The 25,332-nt window shown below is 37.3% G+C and carries 23 protein-coding genes; 18 read left to right on the top strand and 5 right to left on the bottom strand.

Annotation, left to right across the window (positions count from 1 at the left end):
• From ACFIM6_RS04720 to ACFIM6_RS04645, 16 genes are all read left to right on the top strand, one after another.
• On the top strand, nt 1-276 hold a 276-nt coding region (locus tag ACFIM6_RS04720), incomplete at its 5' end, for a YadA-like family protein (protein WP_375606732.1).
• Nucleotides 273-878 carry an invasion associated locus B family protein gene (locus ACFIM6_RS04715; RefSeq protein ID WP_375611868.1) on the top strand — a complete coding sequence of 202 codons (606 nt, stop codon included), beginning with the start codon at nt 273-275 and terminating at the stop codon, nt 876-878. The genes ACFIM6_RS04720 and ACFIM6_RS04715, both read left to right, overlap by 4 nt.
• 899 nt (nt 879-1,777) lie before the next feature.
• The gene (locus tag ACFIM6_RS04710) at nt 1,778-3,088 is read left to right on the top strand and encodes a Ppx/GppA phosphatase family protein (protein WP_375611867.1); all 1,311 of its coding nucleotides are present in this window, start codon (nt 1,778-1,780) and stop codon (nt 3,086-3,088) included.
• A gap of 29 nt (nt 3,089-3,117) precedes the next feature.
• A complete protein-coding gene (locus ACFIM6_RS04705) occupies nt 3,118-3,846 on the top strand; it encodes an RlmE family RNA methyltransferase (protein ID WP_375611866.1) in 729 nt (242 codons plus the stop codon).
• A gap of 173 nt (nt 3,847-4,019) precedes the next feature.
• Nucleotides 4,020-5,045 (top strand): GTPase ObgE, encoded by a 1,026-nt coding sequence (gene obgE, locus ACFIM6_RS04700; protein ID WP_375611865.1) that lies wholly within the window; start codon nt 4,020-4,022, stop codon nt 5,043-5,045.
• A 1-nt stretch (nt 5,046) separates the two neighbouring features.
• Nucleotides 5,047-6,186: a glutamate 5-kinase gene (gene proB / locus ACFIM6_RS04695; protein WP_375611864.1), complete on the top strand. Its 1,140-nt coding sequence runs from the start codon at nt 5,047-5,049 to the stop codon at nt 6,184-6,186.
• A gap of 45 nt (nt 6,187-6,231) precedes the next feature.
• Nucleotides 6,232-7,488: a glutamate-5-semialdehyde dehydrogenase gene (locus ACFIM6_RS04690; RefSeq protein ID WP_375611863.1), complete on the top strand. Its 1,257-nt coding sequence runs from the start codon at nt 6,232-6,234 to the stop codon at nt 7,486-7,488.
• Nucleotides 7,489-7,517: 29 nt separating this feature from the next.
• Nucleotides 7,518-8,111, top strand: coding sequence for a nicotinate-nucleotide adenylyltransferase (locus ACFIM6_RS04685; protein ID WP_375611862.1), 594 nt, complete (start codon nt 7,518-7,520; stop codon nt 8,109-8,111).
• A gap of 111 nt (nt 8,112-8,222) precedes the next feature.
• Nucleotides 8,223-8,609 carry a ribosome silencing factor gene (gene rsfS / locus ACFIM6_RS04680; protein WP_375610572.1) on the top strand — a complete coding sequence of 129 codons (387 nt, stop codon included), beginning with the start codon at nt 8,223-8,225 and terminating at the stop codon, nt 8,607-8,609.
• A 1-nt stretch (nt 8,610) separates the two neighbouring features.
• A complete protein-coding gene (rlmH, locus tag ACFIM6_RS04675) occupies nt 8,611-9,093 on the top strand; it encodes a 23S rRNA (pseudouridine(1915)-N(3))-methyltransferase RlmH (protein ID WP_375611861.1) in 483 nt (160 codons plus the stop codon).
• Nucleotides 9,094-9,226: 133 nt separating this feature from the next.
• A complete protein-coding gene (locus ACFIM6_RS04670; protein WP_375611872.1) occupies nt 9,227-10,471 on the top strand; it encodes a murein hydrolase activator EnvC family protein in 1,245 nt (414 codons plus the stop codon).
• Nucleotides 10,461-11,771, top strand: a complete 1,311-nt coding sequence (locus ACFIM6_RS04665) for a S41 family peptidase (protein ID WP_273790634.1) — start codon at nt 10,461-10,463, stop codon at nt 11,769-11,771. Before ACFIM6_RS04670 ends, ACFIM6_RS04665 begins: the two co-directional genes overlap by 11 nt.
• A gap of 39 nt (nt 11,772-11,810) precedes the next feature.
• A complete protein-coding gene (locus ACFIM6_RS04660; protein WP_375611860.1) occupies nt 11,811-12,338 on the top strand; it encodes an RNA pyrophosphohydrolase in 528 nt (175 codons plus the stop codon).
• Nucleotides 12,339-12,437: 99 nt separating this feature from the next.
• A complete protein-coding gene (locus ACFIM6_RS04655) occupies nt 12,438-12,998 on the top strand; it encodes an invasion associated locus B family protein (RefSeq protein ID WP_273790632.1) in 561 nt (186 codons plus the stop codon).
• 326 nt (nt 12,999-13,324) lie between these two features.
• Entirely contained in the window at nt 13,325-13,618 is a 294-nt protein-coding gene (locus ACFIM6_RS04650) for a YggT family protein (RefSeq protein WP_375611859.1), read from the top strand.
• A gap of 22 nt (nt 13,619-13,640) precedes the next feature.
• Nucleotides 13,641-13,955: a DUF167 domain-containing protein gene (locus tag ACFIM6_RS04645; protein WP_375611858.1), complete on the top strand. Its 315-nt coding sequence runs from the start codon at nt 13,641-13,643 to the stop codon at nt 13,953-13,955.
• Nucleotides 13,956-14,008: 53 nt separating this feature from the next.
• Here the strand turns inward: ACFIM6_RS04645 and ppa are convergent, their stop codons facing one another.
• The 3 genes from ppa to mgtE all read right to left on the bottom strand — a co-directional run bounded on the left by ppa (nt 14,009) and on the right by mgtE (nt 19,070).
• Complete coding sequence (ppa, locus tag ACFIM6_RS04640; protein ID WP_375611857.1) at nt 14,009-14,539, bottom strand: inorganic diphosphatase; 531 nt, start codon at nt 14,537-14,539, stop codon at nt 14,009-14,011.
• Between the two features lie 68 nt (nt 14,540-14,607).
• On the bottom strand, nt 14,608-16,434 hold the full coding sequence (typA, locus tag ACFIM6_RS04635) for a translational GTPase TypA (RefSeq protein WP_375611856.1): 1,827 nt from the start codon (nt 16,432-16,434) through the stop codon (nt 14,608-14,610).
• A 1,259-nt stretch (nt 16,435-17,693) separates the two neighbouring features.
• The gene (mgtE, locus tag ACFIM6_RS04630; protein WP_375611855.1) at nt 17,694-19,070 is read right to left on the bottom strand and encodes a magnesium transporter; all 1,377 of its coding nucleotides are present in this window, start codon (nt 19,068-19,070) and stop codon (nt 17,694-17,696) included.
• Nucleotides 19,071-19,619: 549 nt separating this feature from the next.
• Between mgtE and ACFIM6_RS04625 the strand changes: the two genes are divergently transcribed.
• Nucleotides 19,620-21,644: a M3 family metallopeptidase gene (locus ACFIM6_RS04625; protein WP_375611854.1), complete on the top strand. Its 2,025-nt coding sequence runs from the start codon at nt 19,620-19,622 to the stop codon at nt 21,642-21,644.
• Between the two features lie 162 nt (nt 21,645-21,806).
• Here the strand turns inward: ACFIM6_RS04625 and ACFIM6_RS04620 are convergent, their stop codons facing one another.
• A complete protein-coding gene (locus tag ACFIM6_RS04620) occupies nt 21,807-22,883 on the bottom strand; it encodes an SGNH family hydrolase (protein WP_375611853.1) in 1,077 nt (358 codons plus the stop codon).
• 14 nt (nt 22,884-22,897) lie between these two features.
• Nucleotides 22,898-24,154: a lytic murein transglycosylase gene (locus tag ACFIM6_RS04615; RefSeq protein ID WP_375611852.1), complete on the bottom strand. Its 1,257-nt coding sequence runs from the start codon at nt 24,152-24,154 to the stop codon at nt 22,898-22,900.
• Nucleotides 24,155-24,419: 265 nt separating this feature from the next.
• On the opposite strand from ACFIM6_RS04615, the gene ACFIM6_RS04610 reads away from it, so the two are divergent.
• Nucleotides 24,420-25,310: a UTP--glucose-1-phosphate uridylyltransferase gene (locus ACFIM6_RS04610; RefSeq protein WP_375611851.1), complete on the top strand. Its 891-nt coding sequence runs from the start codon at nt 24,420-24,422 to the stop codon at nt 25,308-25,310.
• Nucleotides 25,311-25,332 lie beyond the last annotated feature (22 nt).

Genomic DNA, 25,332 nt, shown 5'->3' with positions numbered 1-25,332 from the left:
ATGAAGTTTGAGACATTGAATTATGCTATTCAGGATGTTCGGAAAGAAGCAAGACAAGCTGCTGCTATTGGTCTAGCGGTGTCCAACTTACGTTACTATGATATACCAGGATCTTTAAGTGTTTCATTTGGGAGTGGTTTATGGCGCAGTCAATCTGCACTTGCTATTGGTGCTGGTTATACATCTGAAGATGGAAATATTCGCTCGAATGTATCTGTGACAAGTGCTGGAGGTCATTGGGGAATAGGCGCTGGAATTACTCTGAGGTTGAGATGATAATAGAAAAAATGGCTGTTATTGTAAAAACGAGAAGTATGTTAGTAAAGGTTCTGCTGTTCGCTCTTGCCTTAATAGGCAAGAGCGAAAGCTTTGCCAACGAGAACAATAATATTTATACAGTGCATCCACCGCACTTATCGATACCTAAGGGAGAACCTGGCGAAACACGTCGAATTATTATGCAGTTTTATGATTGGACTTTGATTTGTGACGAAAAACAAAAGCTTAAACATAAGCAAGGTATATGTAATGTGACACAGACGGTTCATGATCAAGAAGGAAATACCATTTTTAGTTGGTCTCTTGTTTCTACGACAAGTGGTCAAGCAGTGATGCTTTTTCGAACATTGCCAAATTCTGATATAAATGTTCCGATTCAAATGTTTGTAAAAGGTGTTAAAAAACCTGTTCTTATTAATTATACGCAATGTAATGAAACGGTTTGTTTGGCACAATCACCTGTAGGGCCGGTTTTGACTAAACAAATAGAGCAGAACAATAAGGTACGTATTTCCTATAAAACTAAAGAAGGTAAGGTATTTTCTTTTACTGTACCATTTAAAGGGTTAAATGCAGCACTTAATTCTTTCCGTCCTTAGAATTCATCGAGTATTTTTAACAAGAGTCATTTTTCCATAAATTGTTGTATTATATTTCTGAGTGTAAATTATAAGATCAAATAAGTAAGAAGTTTATATAATATGATATCGAGGTGATTTGTTGGAAAGAGTGAGAGTTGAATATAAAGTTACAGTAAGTTCTTTATATGTAATAGAAAATCAAGTTAGTGTTTTCCATAATGCTTAAAGAATGATTTCGTTAGTTATTAAAAGTAAAAAAGATTAGAAATACTCGATTTATTCCTTACAATAATGAGTAGACTAAATTCTTTTTTAAGCTTCAAATGGATTTTTAAAGCGGTCTGATTATGCATTAATATTTTTCAGATAAATTTATAATTCTAGAGTTTTTTTGAACGATAGTTTTTATTGGTATTCACGAAATAACAGCTATTGTAATTGCATTTTGTAGTACTATGGAACTTTTATTCCAGCATAATCAAAGCCATTTCATTGCATATAACAACGAGGTTTGTGTGTGGATAACGAAAAAAATTTTTTTTTCTTATAAACCGTACTAATGTATAGGTTGTTGTAACCTTAAAAGTCAGCAAATAGTATGATAGTGTAGGTTTGTTACAATAGAGGTATGCTCCGTGTAAATGGTATAAAGAAAAGAGCATAATTTATAAAAATTGATGTGAACGTAAACGATTAATTTATAGTTTTAAGTTCATAAAGAGATGCATGATTTCACGGAAACAACCGAAAGATTATACAAAAATCTGAATGATGTTAGTGTAGAAAATTTTAATGATAGAAAAAGAAAGAATGATTTCTTGTATATATCATTTGATGCTGCATTATTGCTTTATTTAGGAATGAGCAGAAGAGTTTTCGCGTTTATTTATTGGGGGAACGCTCAAGGGATAAGGGACATGACCCCGTTAAATTATGGTTCAAAAGAGTTAAAGCAAGGAGAAATATACGATACCAAAGCAGATCAATTGTATGATCAGTGCGGTAGTAATACAAATAATCTTTCTGCATTGTCACGAACAGAGGCATACTCTGTCCTTGTTGATATAAAGAGACAACAGAGAAAAAAACATTATGAACAGAAACAGGTTTTTGTTCAATCTGAAGCAGCTTTTGAGTTTCATAATCAGATAATGATAGGTGCTCAAAAAACAAAAAAACTCAAAGCACCTTTTCTTCGACGGTTTCATTCAGTAAAATCTCCACCTCTTTATGCGGCACTTGATCTCGGAACAAATAATTGTCGTCTTCTTATCGCATCTCCCAGTAAACCTGGATATTTTCGTGTTGTTGATGCTTTTTCTCGTATTGTACGATTGGGAGAAGGTTTAATAAATAACGGTTTTCTTAATACACAAGCTATGGATCGTGCGATTGAAGCATTAAAGATTTGTCATTTAAAGCTAAAACAAAGGCATATTAAGCGTTATCGCTTGATTGCAACGGAAGCTTGTCGTTCTGCAGAAAATGGTAGACATTTTATTCAGCGTGTTTTGGAGGAGACAGGTCTTGAATTGGAAATTGTTGATCGGCAAACAGAAGCGCGTTTTGCTGTTACAGGGTGTAGTACACTTGTTGAACCAAATACTGACGCAATTGTGCTTTTTGATATCGGAGGAGGATCATCAGAAATTGTGCTACTTGATGTTTCTCAAAAGCGTTCTTTTCGTTTAGCTCGACAAATTATCGCTTGGACTTCTCTTCCTGTTGGTGTTGTTACGCTTGCTGAACGTTTTGGAGGGAATGATATTAGCTTAGACGATTTTGAAAAAATGAAAAGTTATGTGCGAGGGTTATTAAATAATTTTTCAGATCGTCATAAATTAGGAGAGTTAGCACAAGGTTCAAAGTTTCATCTTTTGGGAACCTCCGGTACGGTTACGACTTTAGCAGGAATGTATCTTAATTTAGAGCGTTATGATAGGAAAAAAGTGGATGGCATTTGGATGAAGGATGCAGACATTACACTTATGACACAACGTCTATTATCATGGGATATAGAAAAACGTGTCATAAGTCCTTTTATTGGGCGCGAGAGAGCAGATTTAGTTTTAGCTGGTTGTGCAATTTTAGATGTTATTCGGGAAGTTTGGCCAAGTCAGCGTTTAAGAGTTGCTGATCGTGGATTAAGGGAAGGAATTTTGATAGAGCTAATGTTACGCGATGGGGTATGGTGTCGTCATAGAAAGAGCAGAGATTTCAAGTGTTAGAGAATTAAATATGGAGACAATGAATAACGATGAAAAAAACAACAAAAACACCAAGAGGTGGCTATGGAGGTTCAGGGTCACATGAATTATATCAGCGCGTAAAAAAGAAAGCAGGAACCATTAAAGCTTCATCACGACGATGGTTAGAGAGGCATCTGAATGATCCTTATGTCCATCAATCAAAAGTAGATGGTTACCGTTCGCGTGCGGCTTATAAACTCATTGAAATTAATGAGCGCTATAGGTTTTTGAAAAAAGGCCAAAAGGTTATTGATCTAGGAGCAGCACCTGGAGGCTGGTGTCAGGTGGTTGAGCGTATAGTAGGGTCAAGTGATGAGGATCCTAGCGTTGTTGGTATTGATTATTTACATGTTGATCCATTGCCTAGAGTTGCCATGTTGGAAATGGATTTTTTGCATACAGATGCACCGCAGAAATTAATTGAAACTTTAGGGACAAAACCGGATGTGGTTCTTTCTGATATGGCAGCGCCAACAACAGGTCATCGTCAGACGGATCATTTAAGAACGATTTATTTATGTGAAGTTGCGGCTGATTTTGCTCTTTCGGTTCTCAAGCCTGGGGGATATTTTTTAGCAAAGGCTTTTCAAGGGGGAGCAGAAAACACTCTTCTTGCAAGATTAAAACAGCATTTTAAAAAAGTCTACCATGTTAAACCACCCGCAAGCCGATCAGAATCAGTAGAGCTTTATCTTCTAGCACTTGAATTTAAGGGAAAAACAAAAGTACAAGAATAGCACCTTCTTTTAAGAAGACTTAATTTTACTTAACCTATTTAAATGCGATGATTTTTTTCTCAAAGAGTTATCAGCGATAGTGACAGTTTTTCTGTTATCAATGATGAAAAACTGGTAAAATTAATGTATTGCCTATAGAGGTAGAGAGATTGATTCCTCAGTGAGTGTTTCCAATGAAATTTCTTGATCAAGCTAAAGTTTATATTCGTTCTGGTAATGGAGGTTCTGGAGCAGTATCATTTCGCCGTGAAAAATTCATAGAATTTGGGGGGCCTGATGGAGGGAATGGAGGACGGGGTGGTGATGTCTGGGCTCTTGTTGTTGATGGACTTAACACGCTGATTGATTATCGGTACCAGCAGCATTTTAAAGCAAAAACAGGGGGACATGGCAAGGGGCGTAATATGACGGGTGAGAAGGGTGATGATGTCATCCTTAAAGTTCCGGTTGGGACTCAAATTTTTGAAGAAGATAATGCAACGTTAATATGTGATTTAACGGAAGTGGGACAGCGCTATCGCCTTGCAAAAGGAGGGAATGGCGGTTTTGGCAATCTTCACTTTACAACATCGACAAATCGGGCACCGCGTCGTGCAAATCCAGGTTTGGCTGGAGAAGAGCGTGCAATATGGCTTCGTTTGAAGTTGATTGCTGATGCGGGGCTTGTTGGTTTACCAAATGCCGGAAAATCAACTTTTTTAGCTTCTGTAACGGCTGCAAAACCAAAAGTTGCAGATTATCCTTTTACCACTCTACATCCTCATCTTGGTGTTGTACGTATTGATGGTCGTGAATTTGTTTTGGCTGATATTCCGGGATTGATTGAAGGAGCGCATGAAGGTGTAGGAATTGGAGACCGTTTTTTAGGACATGTAGAACGTTGTCGTGTCCTCCTTCATTTGATTTCTGCTCAAGAAGAAGATGTTGCAAAAGCATATCAAATTGTGCGTCATGAACTTGAGGCATATGGAAATAATCTAAGTGATAAAACTGAAATTGTTGCTTTAAGCCAGATAGATACTCTGACAATTGAAGAGCGTGAAGCTAAACGGGAAGCTTTGCAAAGAGCAGCGGATCAACCAGTTATGATGTTTTCTGCGGTTAGCCGCGAAGGTTTAGAAAATGTGCTGCGTGCTGGTGCACATATTATTGAAATGTCACGCAAAGAGGAGATCAGTGGGGATAGCAAGGTTGATTGAGATGGCTGTTGGATCGCAAAAACTTACACACTATAAACGTATTGTGGTCAAGATTGGATCTGCCCTTTTGGTTGATCCTCAGGCAGGTTTACGGGTTGAATGGCTTAAAAGCTTGATCAATGATGTTGTTGAATTACACAAAGGAGGCGTAGAGATATTATTGGTGTCTTCAGGTGCTATTGCTTTAGGAAGGACATTGCTACAGCTTCCTAAGGGGGCTTTGAAATTGGAAGAAAGCCAGGCATGTGCTGCTTTGGGGCAAATTGAGTTAGCAAAAACCTATGGTGATGCGCTTGCTCAACATGGGCTCAAAACAGGCCAAATTTTGCTCACTTTATTTGATACGGAGGAGCGAAGGCGTTATCTCAATGCACGTGCGACGATTAATGTACTTTTACGTTTTAGAGCAGTACCTGTTATTAATGAGAATGATACTGTTGCGACAAATGAAATTCGTTATGGTGATAATGATCGTTTAGCTGCACGTGTGGCAACAATGATGGGGGCAGATCTTTTAATACTTTTATCTGATATTGATGGTCTTTATACAAAGTCTCCCCATAGTGATCCTACGGCTGAATTTATACCTTTTGTTGCATCCATTACGCATGATATCGAAAAAATGGCAGATGTTGCTGCTTCAGAGTTTTCACGGGGAGGAATGAAGACTAAGCTTGAAGCCGGAAAAATAGCTAATGCTGCTGGAACGGCGATGATTATCACCTCAGGCAAGCGTATGAATCCTCTTGCTGCAATTGACAAAGGTGAACGCAAGAGTTTTTTTGCGGCAAGTAAGAAATCTGTCAATGCTTGGAAAACATGGATTTCTGGTCATTTAGATCCATCTGGTGTTTTGACGATTGATCAAGGAGCCATTAGGGCTCTTGAATCAGGAAAATCATTATTAGCTGCAGGGGTTATTGGCGTTGAGGGAAATTTCCAGCGTGGGGATACGGTTGCAATTGTTGGTACAGATGGAGTTGAGATTGCGCGTGGACTTGTAAGCTATGACAAAGATGAGGCTGTACGCATTATAGGACATAAAAGTGAAGAAATCGAAGCTATTCTTGGGTATGAGGCGCGCTCTGCTATGGTGCATCGTAATGATATGATTGTACGTTGCTTGACCAATACTGTTTAAAAAAGTTACTTTTGTTTTTATTGTTTTGGCAGAGTGGATGTTACGATGACTTTAGAAGAAAAAATGAAAGATATGGGACAAAAAGCACGCTATGCCGCTGCAGCATTGGCTATTGCTTCTTCTGAGCAAAAGAACAATGCATTAGAAATGATCGCTTTAAGTCTAGAGGCTCAGTCAGATGAAATTTTACGGGCGAATTGTCAAGATTTAGAGAATGCTGCTCAGAATAATTTGAAAGCTGCAATGATTGATCGGCTAAAATTAGATGATTTGCGTTTACGTGCAATGATAGACAGTGTTCGCCAAGTTGCTCGTTTATCTGATCCTGTTGGACAAGTGATGGATGAATGGACGCGTCCAAATGGGCTTCATATAAGTCGTGTACGAACACCTCTTGGTGTGATTGGCATTATTTATGAAAGTCGTCCCAATGTTACAGTTGATGCGAGTTCTTTGTGCTTAAAAGCAGGTAATGCTGCGATTTTGCGCGGTGGTTCGGATAGCTTTCATTCTTCTCATGCTCTTCATTTAGCTTTGGTACAAGGTTTAGAGCGCTCTGGTTTACCCAAAGATGCCATCCAAATGGTTGGAACGACAGATCGTGCTGCCGTTGGGGAAATGCTCAAAGGATTGGATGGAGCGATTGATGTGATCGTACCACGTGGTGGAAAGAGCCTTGTTGCCCGCGTTCAGTCTGATGCACGTGTTCCAATTTTTGCTCATTTGGAGGGACTTTGTCATATTTATATTGATAAATCGGCAGATTTAGATATGGCACGCAATATTGTTTTAAATGCAAAGCTGCGGCGAACAGGGATATGCGGTGCTGTTGAGACAGTTCTCATTGACAGCCAAGCATTAAAAAAATTTCTTCCTGTTTTAACTGCTTTACAGGAAAAGGGGTGTGAAATTCGTGCCACAGAAGATATTGTTTTTCTTATGCCAGATGTCAAATTAGCTTCTGAAGAAGATTGGTCGCATGAATATCTTGATGCTATTCTTTCTGTTAAAACGGTTGAGGGTGTTGAGGGAGCCATTGCTCATATCAAGCGTTATTCATCAGGACATACGGAATCGATTATTGCTGAGGATTTGGAAGTGGTGAAGAATTTTTTTAATCATTTAGATTCAGCTATTTTATTACACAATGCATCTACACAATTTGCTGATGGAGGTGAATTTGGTTTTGGAATGGAAATTGGTATCGCAACAGGAAAAATGCATGCACGTGGTCCCATAGGTGTTGGACAGCTAACATCATTTCAATATCACGTTAAAGGAAATGGTCAGGTTAGAGCTTGAGAACACCATTTTTTCCATGGAAAAATTGTATGCCACATGTTGAAAGATCTAATGTTGTGGGTCTTTTTGGTGGTTCCTTTAATCCACCGCATGCGGGGCATCTTCTTGTTGCAAAAATTGCCATTCGGCGTTTGCATCTTGATCAGTTATGGTGGATGATCACTCCAGGAAATCCTTTAAAGGATTGTACACAGTTGCTCCCTTTAGAGGAGAGAATGCGATTAAGTTTTAAACTTATTGACCATCCGAAAATTCGCTTGACAGGTTTTGAAAAAGCTATAGGGAGCAAAGTATCGGTAGATACGATTTTTCATATTCTTACTCATTACAGTGGCGTAAATTTTGTATGGATTATGGGGGCAGATAGTTTTGCGACGATACATCATTGGTATCGATGGCATGATATCGTCTCTATGCTTCCTATTGCGATTATTGATCGTCCTTTAGGCAATCGGTCAGCACTTTCCTCTCCTATGGCACATATTTATCGCCGTTTTCGTTTGGATGAGAGAGAAAGTAAGCGATTACCTTTTATCAAGCCACCAGTTTGGACTTATTTGCATGGACCTTTATCTTTTCAATCTTCAACAAACCTTCGTTTGAAGAAGAATGATTTTTCTTGAACATTTCATAAGATTCTGCTTCTCTTTAGAGAAGTCTTTTTTTTAGATTCCACAACGATAAGAAAGGATATTGATCTGAAAAACATTGCACACAAACACTCTTACGATATTATGCCTTCAAAAGAAAAAAAAGTTTTTTCTGTTAGTGAGAGTCTTGAAGTTATTCTCAAGAGTTTAGAAGATACAAAAGCAGAAGATATTGTTGCTATTGATATTCGAGGGAAGTCATCTTTGGCTGATTATATGGTCATAGCTTCAGCAAATTCGCAGCGTCATGTATCGTCTGTTGCTGATCATTTATTACATACTTGGAAAGATAGTGGGCAGGGGCTTGCGCGTGTAGAAGGGCTTGCTGGAGGTGACTGGGTATTGATTGATACAGGTGATATTATCATTCATCTTTTTCGTCCAGAAATTCGTCTTTTTTATAATTTAGAAAAAATATGGATGACGCCGGATTTAAACGATACGGCTTTGCTTCTCTTCGGAGATCATTAAAATGCAAATTTCTATTTTTGCGGTTGGTCGTATGAAAAGTGGGGCGGAGCAAAAATTAGTTCAGCATTATTTGGATCGTTTTTCTAAAATTTCTGGAGATGTAGGCTTTCATTTAAAAAAGTTACAAGAGATACCAGAAAGTCGTGCTCAAACAGTTTATCAACGTATGGAGGAAGAGGGGAGAAAACTTATTGAATTTTTACCTGAAAAATGTCGATTAATTGTGTTAGATGAGCGTGGAGAATCGATTTCGTCAATTTCTTTTTCTGAAAAATTGAGGCGTTATCGTGATGAGGGCATTCGAGATGTCGTCATTGCTTTGGGAGGACCTGATGGGCATAATGAACAAATAAGGAAGCGTGCTGATTTTCTTTTATCTTTTGGTTTGATGACGTGGCCACATCAAATTGCACGTATTCTTCTTACAGAACAACTTTACCGCGCTGTAACAATTGAAAATAATCATCCGTATCATCGTTTTTAATATTTTTGTTCAATTTTTAGCACTTATTTATATGTTTATTAATATTGTTTTAGCTGACACCATTTAAAGCATCTCTAATGTATACGATGAGGTGTCATGGTTTTTGCAAATGAAAAAGCTTCTTCATAGAAAGATGCTATATTTATATGAGGAGTGCGTCATATTTGTCATTCTGCTCTTGAGTATATTTTTTTGCTTTTCTGTATCGCATGCGGAAGATACAATGAGGAGTACGGAAGTCCATAAAGAATTAGGAGAAATTCGCCAAAATATTTCACTTTCGCGTGAGCGTGTTGCTTTTCTTATGCATCAAGTTGAGCATTTAAAAAAAGATCAACGTGTTTTGAGTGATGCACTCATAAAGGCGGCTAAAGAAGAACGTATAGTAGCAGATGATATTGCTAAAAGGGAAGAAAAGCTTAAAAAAATGATAGAAAAGCGGGTACAAGTCTATCAACGTTTAAAAAATCGTCGTGCTGAATTTGCGGAAGTTCTTGCAATTTTGGAGCGTATGGGATTGAATCCGCCTCCTGCTCTTATGATACAGCCAGAGGACGCGTTGGCTTCTATACGTAGTTCTGTTTTATTAGGTACCGTTATTCCTCAGATGCAAGAGAAAACACGAGATTTAACAGAAAAACTCAAGGAGTTGACCAATTTGAGTAATTCCATTACTACGGAATATAAGGCATTAAAGACAAAGCTGCAAAATCAAGCAGAGCAGCGAAAACGTCTAGAGCTTTTATTAGACCAAAAAAACAAACTACAAAAAAAATCAGAAAAAGAACTTACAGAACAGCAACAAAAAAATATTGCTCTTGCTAAAAAAGCGCAGTCTTTAGAAGAATTGATTTTAGAGCTCGACCGTCAGTCAAAACTTAGCTCTGATGCATCAGTACAGGTACGGAAAAGTTTGCAATTGTTAGAACAGTCCAATTTTGAAAGCCGAAAAGGTTCTTTACTTTTTCCTGTTTCAGGAAAAAGAATACATCACTCTAACAAAAGTTCGCAGATTACGCGCTTTGGTGAAACGATAGAAACAGAGTCAGGAGCTGTTGTTATATCACCTGTGGATGCTTTTGTTGCTTTTGCTGGGCCATTTCGTTCTTACGGACATTTAATCATTCTCAATGTTGGAAATGGTTATCATATCATTCTTACTGGAATGTCGAGAATTAATGTAAAACAGGGGCAGTTTGTTCTTTCAGGTGAGCCTCTGGGTATAATGGAAATGCAATTTATTTCAAACAGTGTTGCATTGGATATAGGAAAAACTTCTCCAATGCTTTACATTGAGTTTAGAAAGCAGGGAAAACCTGTAAATCCAACTCCTTGGTGGCAGACTGAAAAAATAAGAAGGAGCCAAAATGATTCGTAAAGTTATTCTTTTGGTCGCTGGGGTATTGCTCGGCGCCTGTTCAATGATTATGGTGCAGTCTGTTGCTGCGAATAATGAAGATAATGCATATAAAAAGCTAGCTATATTTGGCGATGTTTTTGAGCGTGTGCGTATGCAATACGTTACAGTTCCAGATGATAAAAAGCTTATTGAAAATGCTATCAATGGCATGCTCACATCACTGGACCCTCATTCATCTTATTTGAATGCTGAAGAAGCCAAGGATATGCGGGATTCTACGAAAGGAGAGTTCGGAGGTCTTGGTATTGAGGTCACTATGGAAAAAAACTTAATTAAAGTTGTTTCACCAATGGATGATACTCCTGCTTCAAAAGCAGGTATTCTAGCAGGAGACCTTATTTCAAAAATTGATGATGTACAAACGAATGGTCAAACATTGAATGAAGCTGTTAATAAGATGCGAGGTGCTCCTGGAACACCAATTACCTTAACAATTATTCGTTCTGGCGTTGATAAGCCATTTGAAGTGAAGATTGTTCGTGATATTATCAAAGTAAAAGCGGTGAAATATCGGGTTGAAGGTGATATTGGATATTTAAGAGTTATCCAGTTTTCTGAACAGACATTAAATAATCTTCTAGCGGCAATTAAAGATATCCAATCTAAAATTCCTGAAGATAAGCTAAAAGGTTACGTCCTTGATTTGCGGCTTAATCCCGGTGGGCTTTTAGATCAAGCTGTTAATGTTTCGAGTGCTTTTCTCAATAAAGGTGAAATTGTGTCGACTCGTGGGCGCAAAAAGAGTGATGTGACAAGATTTGATGCGAAGCCAGGTGATGTCATTAATGGAAAACCGCTCATTGTTCTTATTAATGGTGGTTCAGCAAGTGCTTCTGAAATTGTTGCGGGTGCACTGCAAGATCATCGTCGTGCAACAATTTTAGGGACGCAGTCTTTTGGTAAAGGATCTGTTCAAACAATTATTCCTTTGGGTGAAAATGGGGCTTTACGCTTAACAACAGCACTTTATTACACGCCATCAGGCACTTCTATTCAAGGAACAGGGATCACACCAGATATTATTGTAGAGCAACCACTCCCTGAAAAATATAAAGGTTATGATGTAAAAGTTGGTGAGTCTGCATTAAAAGGACATATCAAAGGAAAACGAGAGAGTAATAAAGGATCTGGTTCAGCTGCTTTTGTTCCCAAAGACCCTAAAGATGATATTCAATTGAATGAGGCTTATAAACTGTTACGAGGTGAAATGGCAAATGCAGCATTTCCACCAGATCCCAATAAGGATGTGTTAAAGTGAGAATTGATATCTATAGCTTGCGATTTTGAGGAATATTAAATGGATGCAGATATTAATTTGAAGATTCTTCCATATCGCAAATGTGTTGGGATTGTTGTCTTTAATCATGAGGGGAAAGTGTGGGTTGGGCGTCGTTTAATGATGCCCATTCATGCAGATGCAGATATTGACATATCTCATCGTTGGCAGCTTCCTCAAGGAGGGATTGATGAAGATGAAAAACCATTAGATGCGGCATATCGTGAACTTTATGAAGAAACGGGTATTCGATCTGTAAAGTTGATTAAAGAAGCACAAAATTGGTTCCATTATGATTTTCCACAAGAACTTATTGGGTGCACATTAACAAATAAATATCGTGGGCAAATACAAAAATGGTTTGCTTTCCAGTTTACAGGAAAGCTTTCTGAAATTGCGATTAATCCGCCACCAGATGGCAATAAAGCGGAATTCGATCAATGGAAATGGATTGATCTAGAAACCCTTCCGTTGATTGCTGTTTCTTTTAAAAAGCACGTTTATACGAAAGTTGTCAGCGAATTTCGAGGTAGCCTTAGACCATTATAAAAGCTATATGATTATGAGAAAGCTTTTTTTATTAAGATGCTTTATATTATAATAAATAATAAACATGTTTATCTTTTATGTAAAGAACAGGAATATAAAATGAAAAAGTTATTTAATTTACTTATAGTTTTTACTCTCTTGAGTATTTCATCTGTTGCATTTGCAACAAGTTCAAAGCCTCCTGCATCAAAAGATGCGGCAGCGACATTGCCAAATGGAGCTTCTTCTTTGACTGAAACCTACGGTTTGTGGACTATTAACTGTGGTATACAAGAAGGGAAAAGAATTTGTTTTATGCACCGTCAAGAAGTAAATGAGCAGGGGCGTGTTGTTGTGGCTATGGGCCTTACTCTCGATGCTGAGGGTGTTGTATCTGGTAATTTAACAGTTCCTTTTGGCATTTTGGTTTCTAAACCTGTTCGTTTACAAGTTGATGAGGGAAAAGCTGTTATCGAAACCGGTATCCGGACTTGTGTACCAGCAGGTTGTGTGGTTCCTGTCGTTTTTGACAAAAATCACGTAGCAGCTTTACGTTCTGGAAAACAGTTAAAGTTGGCGATGACAATTGCTGCTGCAGGTGAACCAGCTTTGAATGATTTATTTGTTCAGCTAGATGGTTTTAGCAGTGCTCTTAATCGTTTGACTGCTTTGCAGAAATAATTTTAAAACTAAAAGCGGCCTTTAAAAGGCCGTTTTTAGTTTGTTTGTTTTTTATAATTAATAATTAAAACGATGAGATTTAAGATTAATCCTATAAGGGATATTCAGATTTTTTGCCGTTTCTTCTATTTTATGTGCTATTTTTAATTTTGATATTTGTTTTCTAACTGCATCGTCATTAAATAGAGAGATGAAGAATTTAGATGTCTGGTTTTTATTCAAGAAAAAAGAGTATTGAAATATAAAACCATTTTTTGATACACAGACCTGCTTTAATGAAGGTTTTCTATACGCTCTTCTGTTTCCTTGATTGAAAGGGATGACGCATGATTTATGCATTGCTTCGAACGATTGATTTGATTTTTGAGATTTATATTGATATTTTAATCGCTAGTGTCATTTTTTCTTGGCTTTATGTCTTTAATATCATAAATTCACGCAATCGCTTTGTTGTTTTGATAGGAAGCTTTCTATATCGTCTTACAAATCCCGTTCTAAGCCGTATCCGGCAAATTTTACCAAATTTTGGAACGATTGATATTTCACCTATTGTAGTGTTCATTATTATTTATTTTATTCGTACTTTTATGTGGCGCGTTTACGCAAACATGTATGTATAGAAATATTACTTGAGGCGAATACATGTTTTATCAAGTTGATAAAAATAACTTGATTTTGTTTGTATATCTCATTCCAAAATCATCTGTTGACAAAATAATAGGGGTTGAATGTAGGGATGGTGAAAAACAATATCTGGTTATACGCCTTCGTGCTGTTCCTGAAGATGGAAAAGCGAATAAAGCTCTCATTAAATTTCTTGCGAAGCAGTGGAGAATCCCATCTTCTTCTATTTCTCTGAAAAACGGTGCAATATCTCGCTACAAACAACTTTACTTTTCAACACATTTAGAAGAGCTAAAACAGATATGGCAATCCTTTAGAGATTACATCTCGTAGAAAAAATAAATAACAAAGCCTATTTTTTTATAGGCTTTATTTTATTAAAATCGTTATACTTTTTTATTGCGCTCAACAGCTTGCCTAATTAATTCATGAGCAAAGTTTTTATCACGCCATCCTTCAATTTTAGCCCATTTTCCAGGTTCCAGATCTTTGTAATGCTTGAAGAAATGTTCAATTTGTTTGAGTGTAATCTCGGGCAGGTCTGTATAGTCATGAATATTGATATAGCGTTTTGTTAATTTTGTAGTGGGAATGGCAATAATTTTTTCATCTTTACCACCATCATCTTCCATCATTAGAGCTCCGATGGGGCGAACATTAATAACACAACCAGGCATAAGTGGACGGGTATTACAGATAAGGACATCAATAGGATCACCATCATCTGAAAGCGTATGAGGGACAAAACCGTAATTTCCAGGATAAACCATTGATGTATGAAGAAAACGGTCAACAAATAATGCACCCGACTTTTTATCCATCTCATATTTTATTGGCTGCCCACCAAGGGAGACTTCCACAATAACGTTAATATCTTCTGGTGGATTTTTGCCTACGGGTATTTCCTTAATATTCATAGAGACATCCTTTCTGGAATATAGTGAGGCTCAATACAATTAAATATTTTACCAAAGAGATTATGAAATTAATTTGAAATTGATGCACGTGTTTTTTCAAAACGTTTACGTTCATTAGGATCAAGATAGAGCTTGCGGAGACGAATATTTTTAGGGGTTACCTCTACAAGCTCATCATCTTGTATCCACGATAAGGCGCGTTCTAATGTCATTTTAATGGGAGGCGTTAACTTTACGGCCTCATCTTTTCCAGAAGCGCGCATATTGGTGAGTTTTTTTCCTTTTAACACATTAACTTCTAAGTCATTATCTCGTGAGTGGATGCCAATAATCATACCTTGATAGACTTTCACACCCGCATCGATGATCATAGGTCCACGATCTTCAAGATTAAAAAGAGCATAAGCGACAGATTCACCGTTGTCATTTGAAATCATAACACCATTAACACGACCAGCAATGTCTCCTTTATAAGGTTCATAAGCATGGAAAAGGCGATTCATAATTGCTGTACCACGTGTGTCCGTTAAAAGTTCAGATTGATAACCAATGAGTCCTCGGGTTGGGGCATAAAAGACAAGGCGGACACGATTACCTCCAGAAGGACGTAACTCCACCATTTCGCCTTTACGTTCAGACATTTTTTGTACAACAGTACCGGAATATTCTTCATCAACATCGATAACAACTTCTTCGATTGGCTCAAGAGTTATTCCATTTTCATCTTTTTGCATAACAACACGTGGGCGTGAAACACTAAGTTCAAATCCTTCACGGCGCATATTTTCAATGAGAACTGCAAGCTGTAATTCTCCTCGTCCTGAAACGTAGAAAGAATCTTTATCGGCTGATTCTTCAATTTTAAGAGCGACATTGCCTTCTGCTTCTTTTAACAATCGGTCACGAATGACACGACTTGTTACTTTATCGCCTTCAGTTCCAGCAAGGGGACTATCGTTGACGAGAAAACTCATAGTAACAGTAGGAGGATCAATTGGTTGGGCAGTAAGGGGTTCATTGACAGTAGGATCACAGAAAGTATCAGCAACGGTACCTTTTTGCAGACCTGCAATCGCAACAATATCACCAGCACTTCCTTCTTCAATAGGTTGCCGTTCTAAGCCACGAAATGCTAAAATTTTTGAAATACGCCCAGTTTCTAAAAGTTTTCCATCTTGTCCAAGAACCTTGACATTTTGATTGGGTTTTAGAGAGCCAGAATGAATCCGTCCTGTAATAATTCGTCCCAAAAACGGATCCGCTTCAAGAATAGTTCCAATCATGCGAAACGGTCCTTCTGCTACACTAGGAGAAGGGACATGCTGCGTCACAAGATCAAATAAAGGACCTAATCCCTGATCTTTTGGTCCCTCTGGGGCTTCAGCCATCCATCCATCGCGTCCAGATCCATAAAGAATAGGAAAATCAAGCTGTTCATCGGTTGCGTCAAGAGCAGCGAAAAGGTCAAAAACCTCATTAATGACTTCATCAACGCGTGCATCCGGTCGGTCAATTTTATTAATAGCAACAATAGGGCGCAATCCTACTTTCAATGCTTTGCCAACGACAAATTTTGTTTGTGGCATTGGTCCTTCAGCAGCATCAACAAGTACAATGGCTCCATCAACCATATTGAGGATGCGTTCAACTTCTCCACCAAAGTCAGCGTGTCCTGGTGTATCAACAATATTAATTCGAGTATCTTTCCAAACAACAGATGTCACTTTCGCTAGGATTGTAATTCCGCGTTCTTTCTCAATATCGTTTGAATCCATCATACGTTCGCTTGTACGCTGATTATCACGGAAGTTTCCTGATTGCTTGAGAAGCCCGTCTACAAGCGTTGTTTTCCCATGGTCAACGTGGGCAATGATGGCAATGTTACGCAATTGCATAAATTTTCTTCTTTTCGTTTAATGAAATTTCATTTGAGGTAAAGTCTTTACATTCTTTGCCTGACTATTAGAAAACCTTTTACATGTTTTTTTATAATTTTGGAAGATGGAGGCAATATTTTTATGGCAAAACTATTTATCCAAGTCTTTAAGGCTCTATTGAGCTTCAATTTCTGAAGCTTCGTAAAAGTTTTTATAGTACGTATGTTCTATTCTCGAGCTAAGAATTATCCAAAAAATCACCGTCAACTTGATTTTTATCAATATGACACAAGGAATTTATATGAGCTCTTGTAAGAGTAAGTATAAAGCTAGCCATATTATTGTTGTTGTTTTGCAAAGAGATTAATAAAAATCCGGAATATCTCTCAATCCATAGCCAATTTATTGACAACTGTACAACATTTTTATTCTAAATAAAGCTTTTTCTTATTCTATAACTTGTCAATCAAAATCCAGATCTAATGCAACCGTGTATTTGAGGTAAATATTGAGATGATTAAGAATTTTATAAGAAGCTCTAGCTTTTGTATGCCAGATTGGGCAAGAGTTATATCTGTTTGATTTATTTATGAACTCGGCATACAGTCTTATTTAGAAAGAATATGAAGGCATCCAAAGAAAATTCCCATCTTTGCTGTTAATCCAATTTATAATTTCAAAAGCATCTAAAGTAATATCTTTTAAACCATGGAGATAGTGCATTGCCTTACTTTTGTTAATTGCACTCTCTAATAGGAGTATGCTTTTCATGCCAAACAGAACACTTTAAACAGCATATACTTTTTGTTGCATATTCATGTACTTAAGAGAGATTGCTTAACGTACACTACATCCATTCCATGATAGAGCTCATAAATGATATAATATACGCGAATAGTATACTATTAACGCCTTTGTGAAGAAATATAAAGCCTGTTGAGTATCATCATGATTATTCTTTCTCAGCTGTCAATATTGCGCCAGTTTTTGATACGAGAGAGAGAGGATATAAGAAGTATTTTATTTTTTCTTGAATAGTTTTTAGACATACACCGATCTCGTTTGTGACTGGCAAGAAGATGACTTTAATCGATTTAATATGAGAAGCTTTATGATGAGGTAAAATTACGTTATTCGGAGCTGTTATTCAAAAAAATAATAAATTATCTATAGAGCGGTGCGCTAGAAAATAAATAATAAAGCTTATTCTCTTATGGAAAGAATCTTAGGTTACATGACAAGATTTTTCCATAAGTAAGAGTTTTTACTTTACATGTTTAAAGAAGAGTTCCTGACAAAATGAGAGAAGCTACAGAAAAATAGATTATAATGCCCATGACATCTACTAAAGTTGCCACAAAAGGAGCAGAAGCACTTGCTGGATCAAATTTTAAACCTTTAAGAATAAAAGGCAACATAGATCCAGAAAGAGAACCAAAGGTAACGATTCCAACTAAAGCTGTACCCACTGTTGTCGAAATAGCAATCCAATGTTGGCCATAGTCGTAGATACCCAGTTTTTGCCAAAGAGCAATGCGCGTAACACCAATAATTCCTAGTAAGAGACCAAGGGATAGTCCTGTTGGAATTTCACGAATGATCACTTTCCACCAGTCTTTCAACGTGAGTTCACGTAAAGCCAATGCACGTATAATAAGGGATGTAGCCTGTGAGCCGGAATTTCCTCCTGAGCTCATAATGAGAGGTATGAACAGTGTAAGAATAATCGCTTTTTCGAGTTCTGTTTCGAAATGTTGCATAGCGCTTGCTGTCAGCATTTCACCGATAAAGAGTAAAGCGAGCCAGCCTCCGCGTTTTTTCATCATTTCAGGAAACTTAATTTGCATATAGGGCTTATTAAGTGCTTCCATACCCCCAAATTTATAGGCATCTTCATTCATTTCATCGACCATAGTATCAAGCACGTCATCAACGGTTACAATGCCAATGACATGGTTACTTTCATCAACTACAGGCACAGAGAGAAGATCATGGCGCTGGAAAAGGCGTGCGATATCTTCATGATGTGTGAAAGGTGATATTGTAATGGGCGAGTCATGGGTAGGGACATTAAGAATTTGTTCATCAGGTGAGGCAAGAATAAGGTTACGCAGGGAAACAGCTTTGAGAAGAGTACCTGTTTTGGGGTCAATTACATAGCTGGTATAAACTGTTTCACGTGTTCGCTCGACCTCACGAATGTGATCCAAAGTTTTTTGTATGGTCCAGTTTGAAGGAACGGCTATAAACTCTGTTGTCATCAGTGCTCCTGCTGTATGATCAGGATAACTGGTGAGTTTTTTAAGTTCAGCGCGCGTTAAGGGGTTAAGCAAGGCATAAAGTCGTGTACGGGTTTCCTTATCCATTTCTTGAAAGACGTCTGCAGCAGCATCGGCAGACATGCCATCAAGAATTTCAACAGCACGATTTATAGGGAGAAGTTCTAGGATGGCAGCAGGTTGCTCAAGCTCTGGTTTATCAAAAAGTTCGATAACATAATCAAGAGGCAGAAGACTAAGAATAGTTACACGTTCCATGATATCGAGGTCATTGATGATATCAATAGAGTCTGCAAAATGCTGGTTCTTTAACTTTTCAGCGAGAGCTTCAGGAGAAAATTTTTTGAAGTCGAAGGCCGTTTTGATTTCAGTCATGATAAAGTACCTCCTGAAGAGTTGGAGAGTTGTAAATCTAGATAATAGATGAGATAAAAACAAAAGTTTATGGAAGATTTAAAAAAACTCCCCAGCTATATTCCCAATTGTTAATATTTGAAGTAAAGTCAAGGATAAATTATAAGTTATAAACAAGTTTCTGAATCACTAAAACGAGAATACAGCTTAATTTGAGGATAATATAAAAACGTAAATGTAAAAATCAGTTCTGATTTTACCATCATTTCTTTAATGTAGTTTGCGATTTTCAAAAGAATCTAAAGCAATATTTTATAAAGAGTGGAGATTATGCTTTTCTCCAAGTGTTTTTGTTAATATGCAATTCTATTGTGATGTGCGAGCGAATAATCTTTATTGCTTCAATATAATATGGTTTGAATGAAAGAACTTTACGATTTTCAGGTTTTTTTATTCAATAGGGTTTTGAAAGGTAGTTTTGAAACTCACGAAATAGTTTTAGTATGTTATCAATTTGTGTCGTAAAGATAATTGTTACAGTTTAAATTTATAATGGAGACATAAAGTATTATGACAAAAGCAGCAGTGCTGGACTGGAAGGGATTTTCAGGTCTTCCTGATTTTTCTTCTATAAGTGACGAAGATTTTAAACCCGCTTTTGAACAGGCACTTCAAGAAGCAGAAGAAGAACTAGAGGCAATTGCGATGGTGCAAGAACCACCAACGCTTGAGAATTTTTTGCAGCCTTTTGAGCTTTGCGGCAAAGCGCTTGATCGTGTCTGTTCAATATTTTTCTTACGCACCAGTGCTCATACGAATGTATTAATTCAACAGCTAGAGCAAGAGTTCGTTGTAAAACTTTCTCGTTATTCTTCAAAAATGATGATGGATGCGCGGATATTTGCGAAAATAGATGTACTTTATAAACAGTCGCAGCTGGGCACATTTGAGAGTGAAACAACACGTGTTCTTGAATTATGGTGGAAAAAGTTTGTTTGTCATGGGGCAAAACTCGATGAAAAAGCTAAGAAACGGCTTTTGGAAATTAATGAAAGACTTGCTTTTTTAAATGCTACTTTTGGACAAAATGTCTTAAATGATGAAGCTGAATGGATTCTGTTTTTAAAACAAACAGACTTATCTGGTTTACCGCAAGATCTCATTGCTTCAATGAAGGAAATTGCGTGTGAAAGAGGCAATGAAGAAGCGTATGCATTAACACTAGCACGTTCGATTGTTGAACCTTTTTTAAAATTCTCTGATCGTCGTGATTTGCGTGAGGTTGCATTCCAAGCTTGGGCTAAACGTGGTGAAAATAATAACAAGAATGATAATAAAACAATTATTGTAGAGATTGTTGCGCTTCGAGATGAGCAGGCTAAATTATTGGGATATAAATCTTTCGCAGATTTGAAGCTCGATAATACTATGGCTAAAAGTGTTGATTCCGTTATGGATTTGCTTATGCCTGTATGGGAGCGCGCAAGAGCGAAAGCTTCTACTGAGCAAATTGACTTACAAAATTTTGCCAACAATCAGGGCAGCAATGAATCTTTAGCTGCTTGGGATTGGCGTTATTATGCTGAAAGACTTCGCACTGAAAAACTTTCTTTCGATAGCGCTGAGATTAAATATTATTTTCAGCTTGATCTTATGATTAAAGCGGCTTTTGGGGTAGCCGAAAAACTCTTTAGCATTACATTTGAAGAAAAAAACGCTGTTACACTTTGGCATCCTGATGCACGTTTGTGGGAAGTAAAAAAGTCTGATGGAAGTCTACTTGGGCATTTTATTGGTGATTATTTTGCGCGTTCTTCAAAACGCTCCGGTGCGTGGATGAGTAGTTTGCAATCACAACATAAATTGGATGGCGGACAAAAGCCTATTATCTACAATGTTTGTAATTTTGCTAAACCACCTAAAGGGGAAGTTGCTCTTTTATCACTTGATGATGCACGTACGCTTTTCCACGAATTTGGACATGCATTGCATGGTTTGCTTTCTGATGTCACATGGCCATCTGTGTCGGGAACATCTGTTTCACGTGATTTTGTTGAGCTACCTTCTCAACTTTACGAACATTGGTTAACAGTACCAGAGATATTAAAATCTTATGCTATACATACAAAAACAGGTCATCCTATGCCACAAGAGTTGATAGATAAAGTCTTAGTAGCACAGACATTTAATGCAGGATTTTCTGCCGTTGAATTTATCTCATCAGCTTTAGTGGATATGGCTTTTCATCAAGGCGAAACAGTCACTGATCCAACAGTGTTTGAACGCCAAGAATTAGAAAAGCTGCAAATGCCTGATACAATTATTATGCGTCATCGTCCCCCACATTTTATGCACGTGTTTGCGGGAGATGGTTATGCATCTGGTTACTATTCTTATATGTGGTCGGAAGTGCTTGATGCTGATGCTTTTCAAGCTTTTGAAGAAACGGGAGATGTTTTTAATTCAGAGCTTGCTGATAAGTTGAAACGTTTTATTTACTCCGCTGGAGGAAGTCGTGATCCAGAGGAGCTTTATAAAGCTTTTCGGGGACGAATGCCTTTACCAGAGGCAATGATTAACAAACGTGGACTATAAGATATAACGGTATGGTTAACACCATGCCGTTTTCATATTATTCGAAAGGTACAGTTGCGATTTATGCAAATTTTCTCTTCATTATAGCTCTGTAAACAGAGTTTTTTATCTTATTCGCTTTTTGTTTATAGAGGAAAATAGATTTTGTATTTTAAATAGACATTATGGGAAAGAAAAATTATCAGCTCGATCTTTTTGATGCCCATTTGGTGGAAACCATGATTTTTTTATAAAACTTGACTTTCTTTTGCCTAAAAGGTGAGTGTTTTTTTGTACCATATCATCGAGGTTCATTGGAAGCTGACGCATAATTTTACTCCGCTCTTGATTCTCTGATTCTTGTATAAGTTTTTGAATAGCTTTATCGGTTGAGTATGAATTTTCATGAGAAAAGGCGTGAAAATTTAAAATATTTTTCAATGGTTTTTCTAAATAAGAGGCAATTTTTTTCTTTCCTTCAGGGGTGAAATGCATGCCATTATTGGTGCGTAATTTGGTTGTTTTTCCATTAATATCATAGCCTGAAAAAGAAAAAATTCCTTCTTCATCACTAAAGCCGCTCCAGATATCGAGAAAATACCCTCCTGCTGTTTCTGTTTCTTGTTTATAGAGCGCATTAAAAATTTTCATTTTTTGTGTCAAAAGGTCATTTCCAAAAGAAGGTTGACCTATCCATATCCATGATTTTCCAGAGGCGTGAAGACTTTCAGTAATTTCGATAATTCTTTGTTTGTAGATGCGTATCCATTCTGACTGATCTGTGTTAATCATGTTATGAGAGTCTGTGATGGGTTGATTATCATTTGCACCGATCATCATGATAATAACATCGGGGCTATTTTGGTCAATGAGTTTAGAAATATTGCTTTGCCAAGAATAATAATCCGTTCGAACTAAGCCGGAAGCTGGTATTGTGTTGTTCATGATAACGATATCGCTATTATTTATAAAAAACTTTTTAAGTGCATCGGCAACAGCGGAGGCTGCAAAATCCCCTACAACAAGAATGCGTTTTGCATTCTCATTTTTTAGCTTTTGTATGTTTTTTTGTGTTACGATCTTTTTTTGCGGCTTGTCTATTTTTTGTTCTATAATTTGCGGTGGCTGCTGTGTCTGTTTGTTTTGTTGTGATAACCATTTGAAGAAGTTCGTTGCTTTACTTGGGGATGGCTGTAAGATCCCCACAATAGAAAGTGAAAACAGCAATAATGTCAAATATATCAGGCGAAAAGAAGACAAAACCTTAGTCTCCATTATTGTTTGCGAAGGAGAAAAAGCACTTGAGATGATGGATATCCATTTTCTTTTAGACCGTAATGCAGCTGAAAAGCTTTGATTGCTTTGCGAGAGGCTGTTCCGATTTGTCCATCAATATCTCCTTTATAATATCCCAATGCACTTAAGCGAGATTGCAGTTCTTTGCACTCTTGGAAGGTAATAGGCTGAAAAGGTCTTTGCCAATCATGCACTAATCCAAGATGTCCAGCAATACGATCAGCAAGAAGGGAAACAGCAAACGCATAACGATCTGCATTATTATAATGTTTCAGAACAAAGAAATTTTTTGTGACTAAAAATATAGGTCCTTTTGCTCCATCTGGATATTTTAATATTGCTTGTTCAGCTGATGTAGGAAGAGGGTGCCCATTTGCGTGTTTTACACCTAATTTTTTCCATTGTTCAAAGGAATACCAGCCTTCAGGAAGGTTTTTCCCCTGCGGCACTTTTACCTCTACTCCCCAAATAAGATTAGGTTGCCAGCCATTTTTGTGGAGAAGGTTAGCAGCAGTAGCCAGAGCATCTGGAACAAAGTTCCAGATATCACGCCGTCCATCTTGATTTATATCAACAGCATAGGCGAGATAACTGCTTGGAATAAATTGTGTATGTCCCAATGCTCCGGCCCAAGATCCAGTGAGTTGAGAGCGTTTAATTTCACCACTTTGTAGAATTTTCATAGCAGCAATCAGCTGTGTATATGCGTATTTTTCGCGTTTTTTATCGGCATAGGCTAGGGTTGCAAGTGAGCGAATGGCATCACGCATTACACTTTTATTGGCTAAAATTTTCCCATAATTGCTTTCCATTGACCAAATAGCAAGCAGAATATTACGGTCAACACCAAAACGTTCTTCAATTTGAAGAAGCCATTTGTTCCATTTTTTTGCTTGGCGCCGTCCTTCCACAATTGCGATATCATGGACACGATTATCGAAATAGTTCCAGGAAGGAGCAACAAATTCCGGTTGGTATGCGGCGCTTTTTAGAACTTCAGGATCAATGGCATTAACACCTTTAAACGCCATATGAAACGTAGAAGGGGTAATATTGTGAGCAATAGCTATTTTTTTAAATTCTTTAATCCAGTGTTTAAATCCGCTATCAGCATATGAAAGGGATATAAAAAACATAAAAAAAGCAGAAAAAATAACGGCAGAGACAGTGAAAAGAGTTCTCCAAGCTATTGACTTCTCTAAAAAAGAGAAAGTCTTCAATTCTGTTTTTTGCATTTTGAAATCCCCATTAATATTCAATTCATTAGATGTGCAATAACTTTATTTTGTATTTAGTTTAATCGATAATATGATCAAGAAGAGGAAAAAACTGAAATAAATAACTCATTTTAATCCTTTCAATAAATTCTCAGACTCTTTTTACATTTTGATTGCCCATTATAATGATAATCAAAACAATAAGATATCTTTTTTACCATTTCGTAAAAACATATGATAAATAAAACAAAAAAGTTATATGAATTCATTGAGGAGGGTGAGTGTGCGTAAAATCCGGAAAGCAGTATTCCCAGTAGCAGGTCTTGGTACGCGTTTCCTTCCTGCGACAAAAACGATTCCTAAAGAAATGCTAACAGTTGTTGATAAACCTGTTATTCAATATGTTGTGGATGAGGCGAGGGAAGCTGGTATTGAGCATTTTATTTTTGTGACTGGACGTAACAAAGCAGTCATTGAGGATTATTTTGATGCGCAAGTTGAATTATACACGACACTTGCTGAATGTGGAAAGAAAGAAGATCTTGCACACTTATACCGTTTACAGCCATTACCAGGGTCAACTTCTTTCACTCGGCAACAACAACCTTTGGGATTAGGGCATGCTCTTTGGTGTGCGCGTGAATTAGTTGCAGGGGAACCTTTTGCTTTATTATTACCCGATATGTTGATACAGGCGAAAAAGGGCTGTCTTTCTGAAATGATGAGCCTTTATGAAAAGGTGGGTGGGGGGAATATTATAGCAGTTCAGGAATGCGATCCTAGAGAAACACATAAATATGGTATTGTTGGGAAAGGCAAACAGATTGCAAATGGTTTTGAAATCACAAAAATGGTAGAGAAACCGGCACAAGGAACGGCACCATCAAATTTGTACATCAATGGACGTTATATTTTGCAGCCAGAAATTTTTAATATTCTTTCCACTCAAGAACGGGGAACAGGAAATGAAATTCAATTAACAGATGCTATGATGCGGCTTTCAAATGAGCAAGATTTTTGGGGTTTGCAAGTAAAAGGGCGCACTTTTGATTGCGGTTCTAAAGCTGGTTTTATTGAAGCCAACGTTGCATTTTCTTTGGCACGCGCTGATATGCACAGCCACGTTTCTGCTTCATTGAAAAATTTACTGGAAACCATTAATGTTGAAAAGTGATATAGATCCCTCACTTAATTTT

Source organism: Bartonella sp. AA9NXGY, from assembly GCF_042196845.1.
Lineage (GTDB): Bacteria > Pseudomonadota > Alphaproteobacteria > Rhizobiales > Rhizobiaceae > Bartonella.
This window is presented reverse-complemented; position numbering and strand designations above follow the sequence as displayed.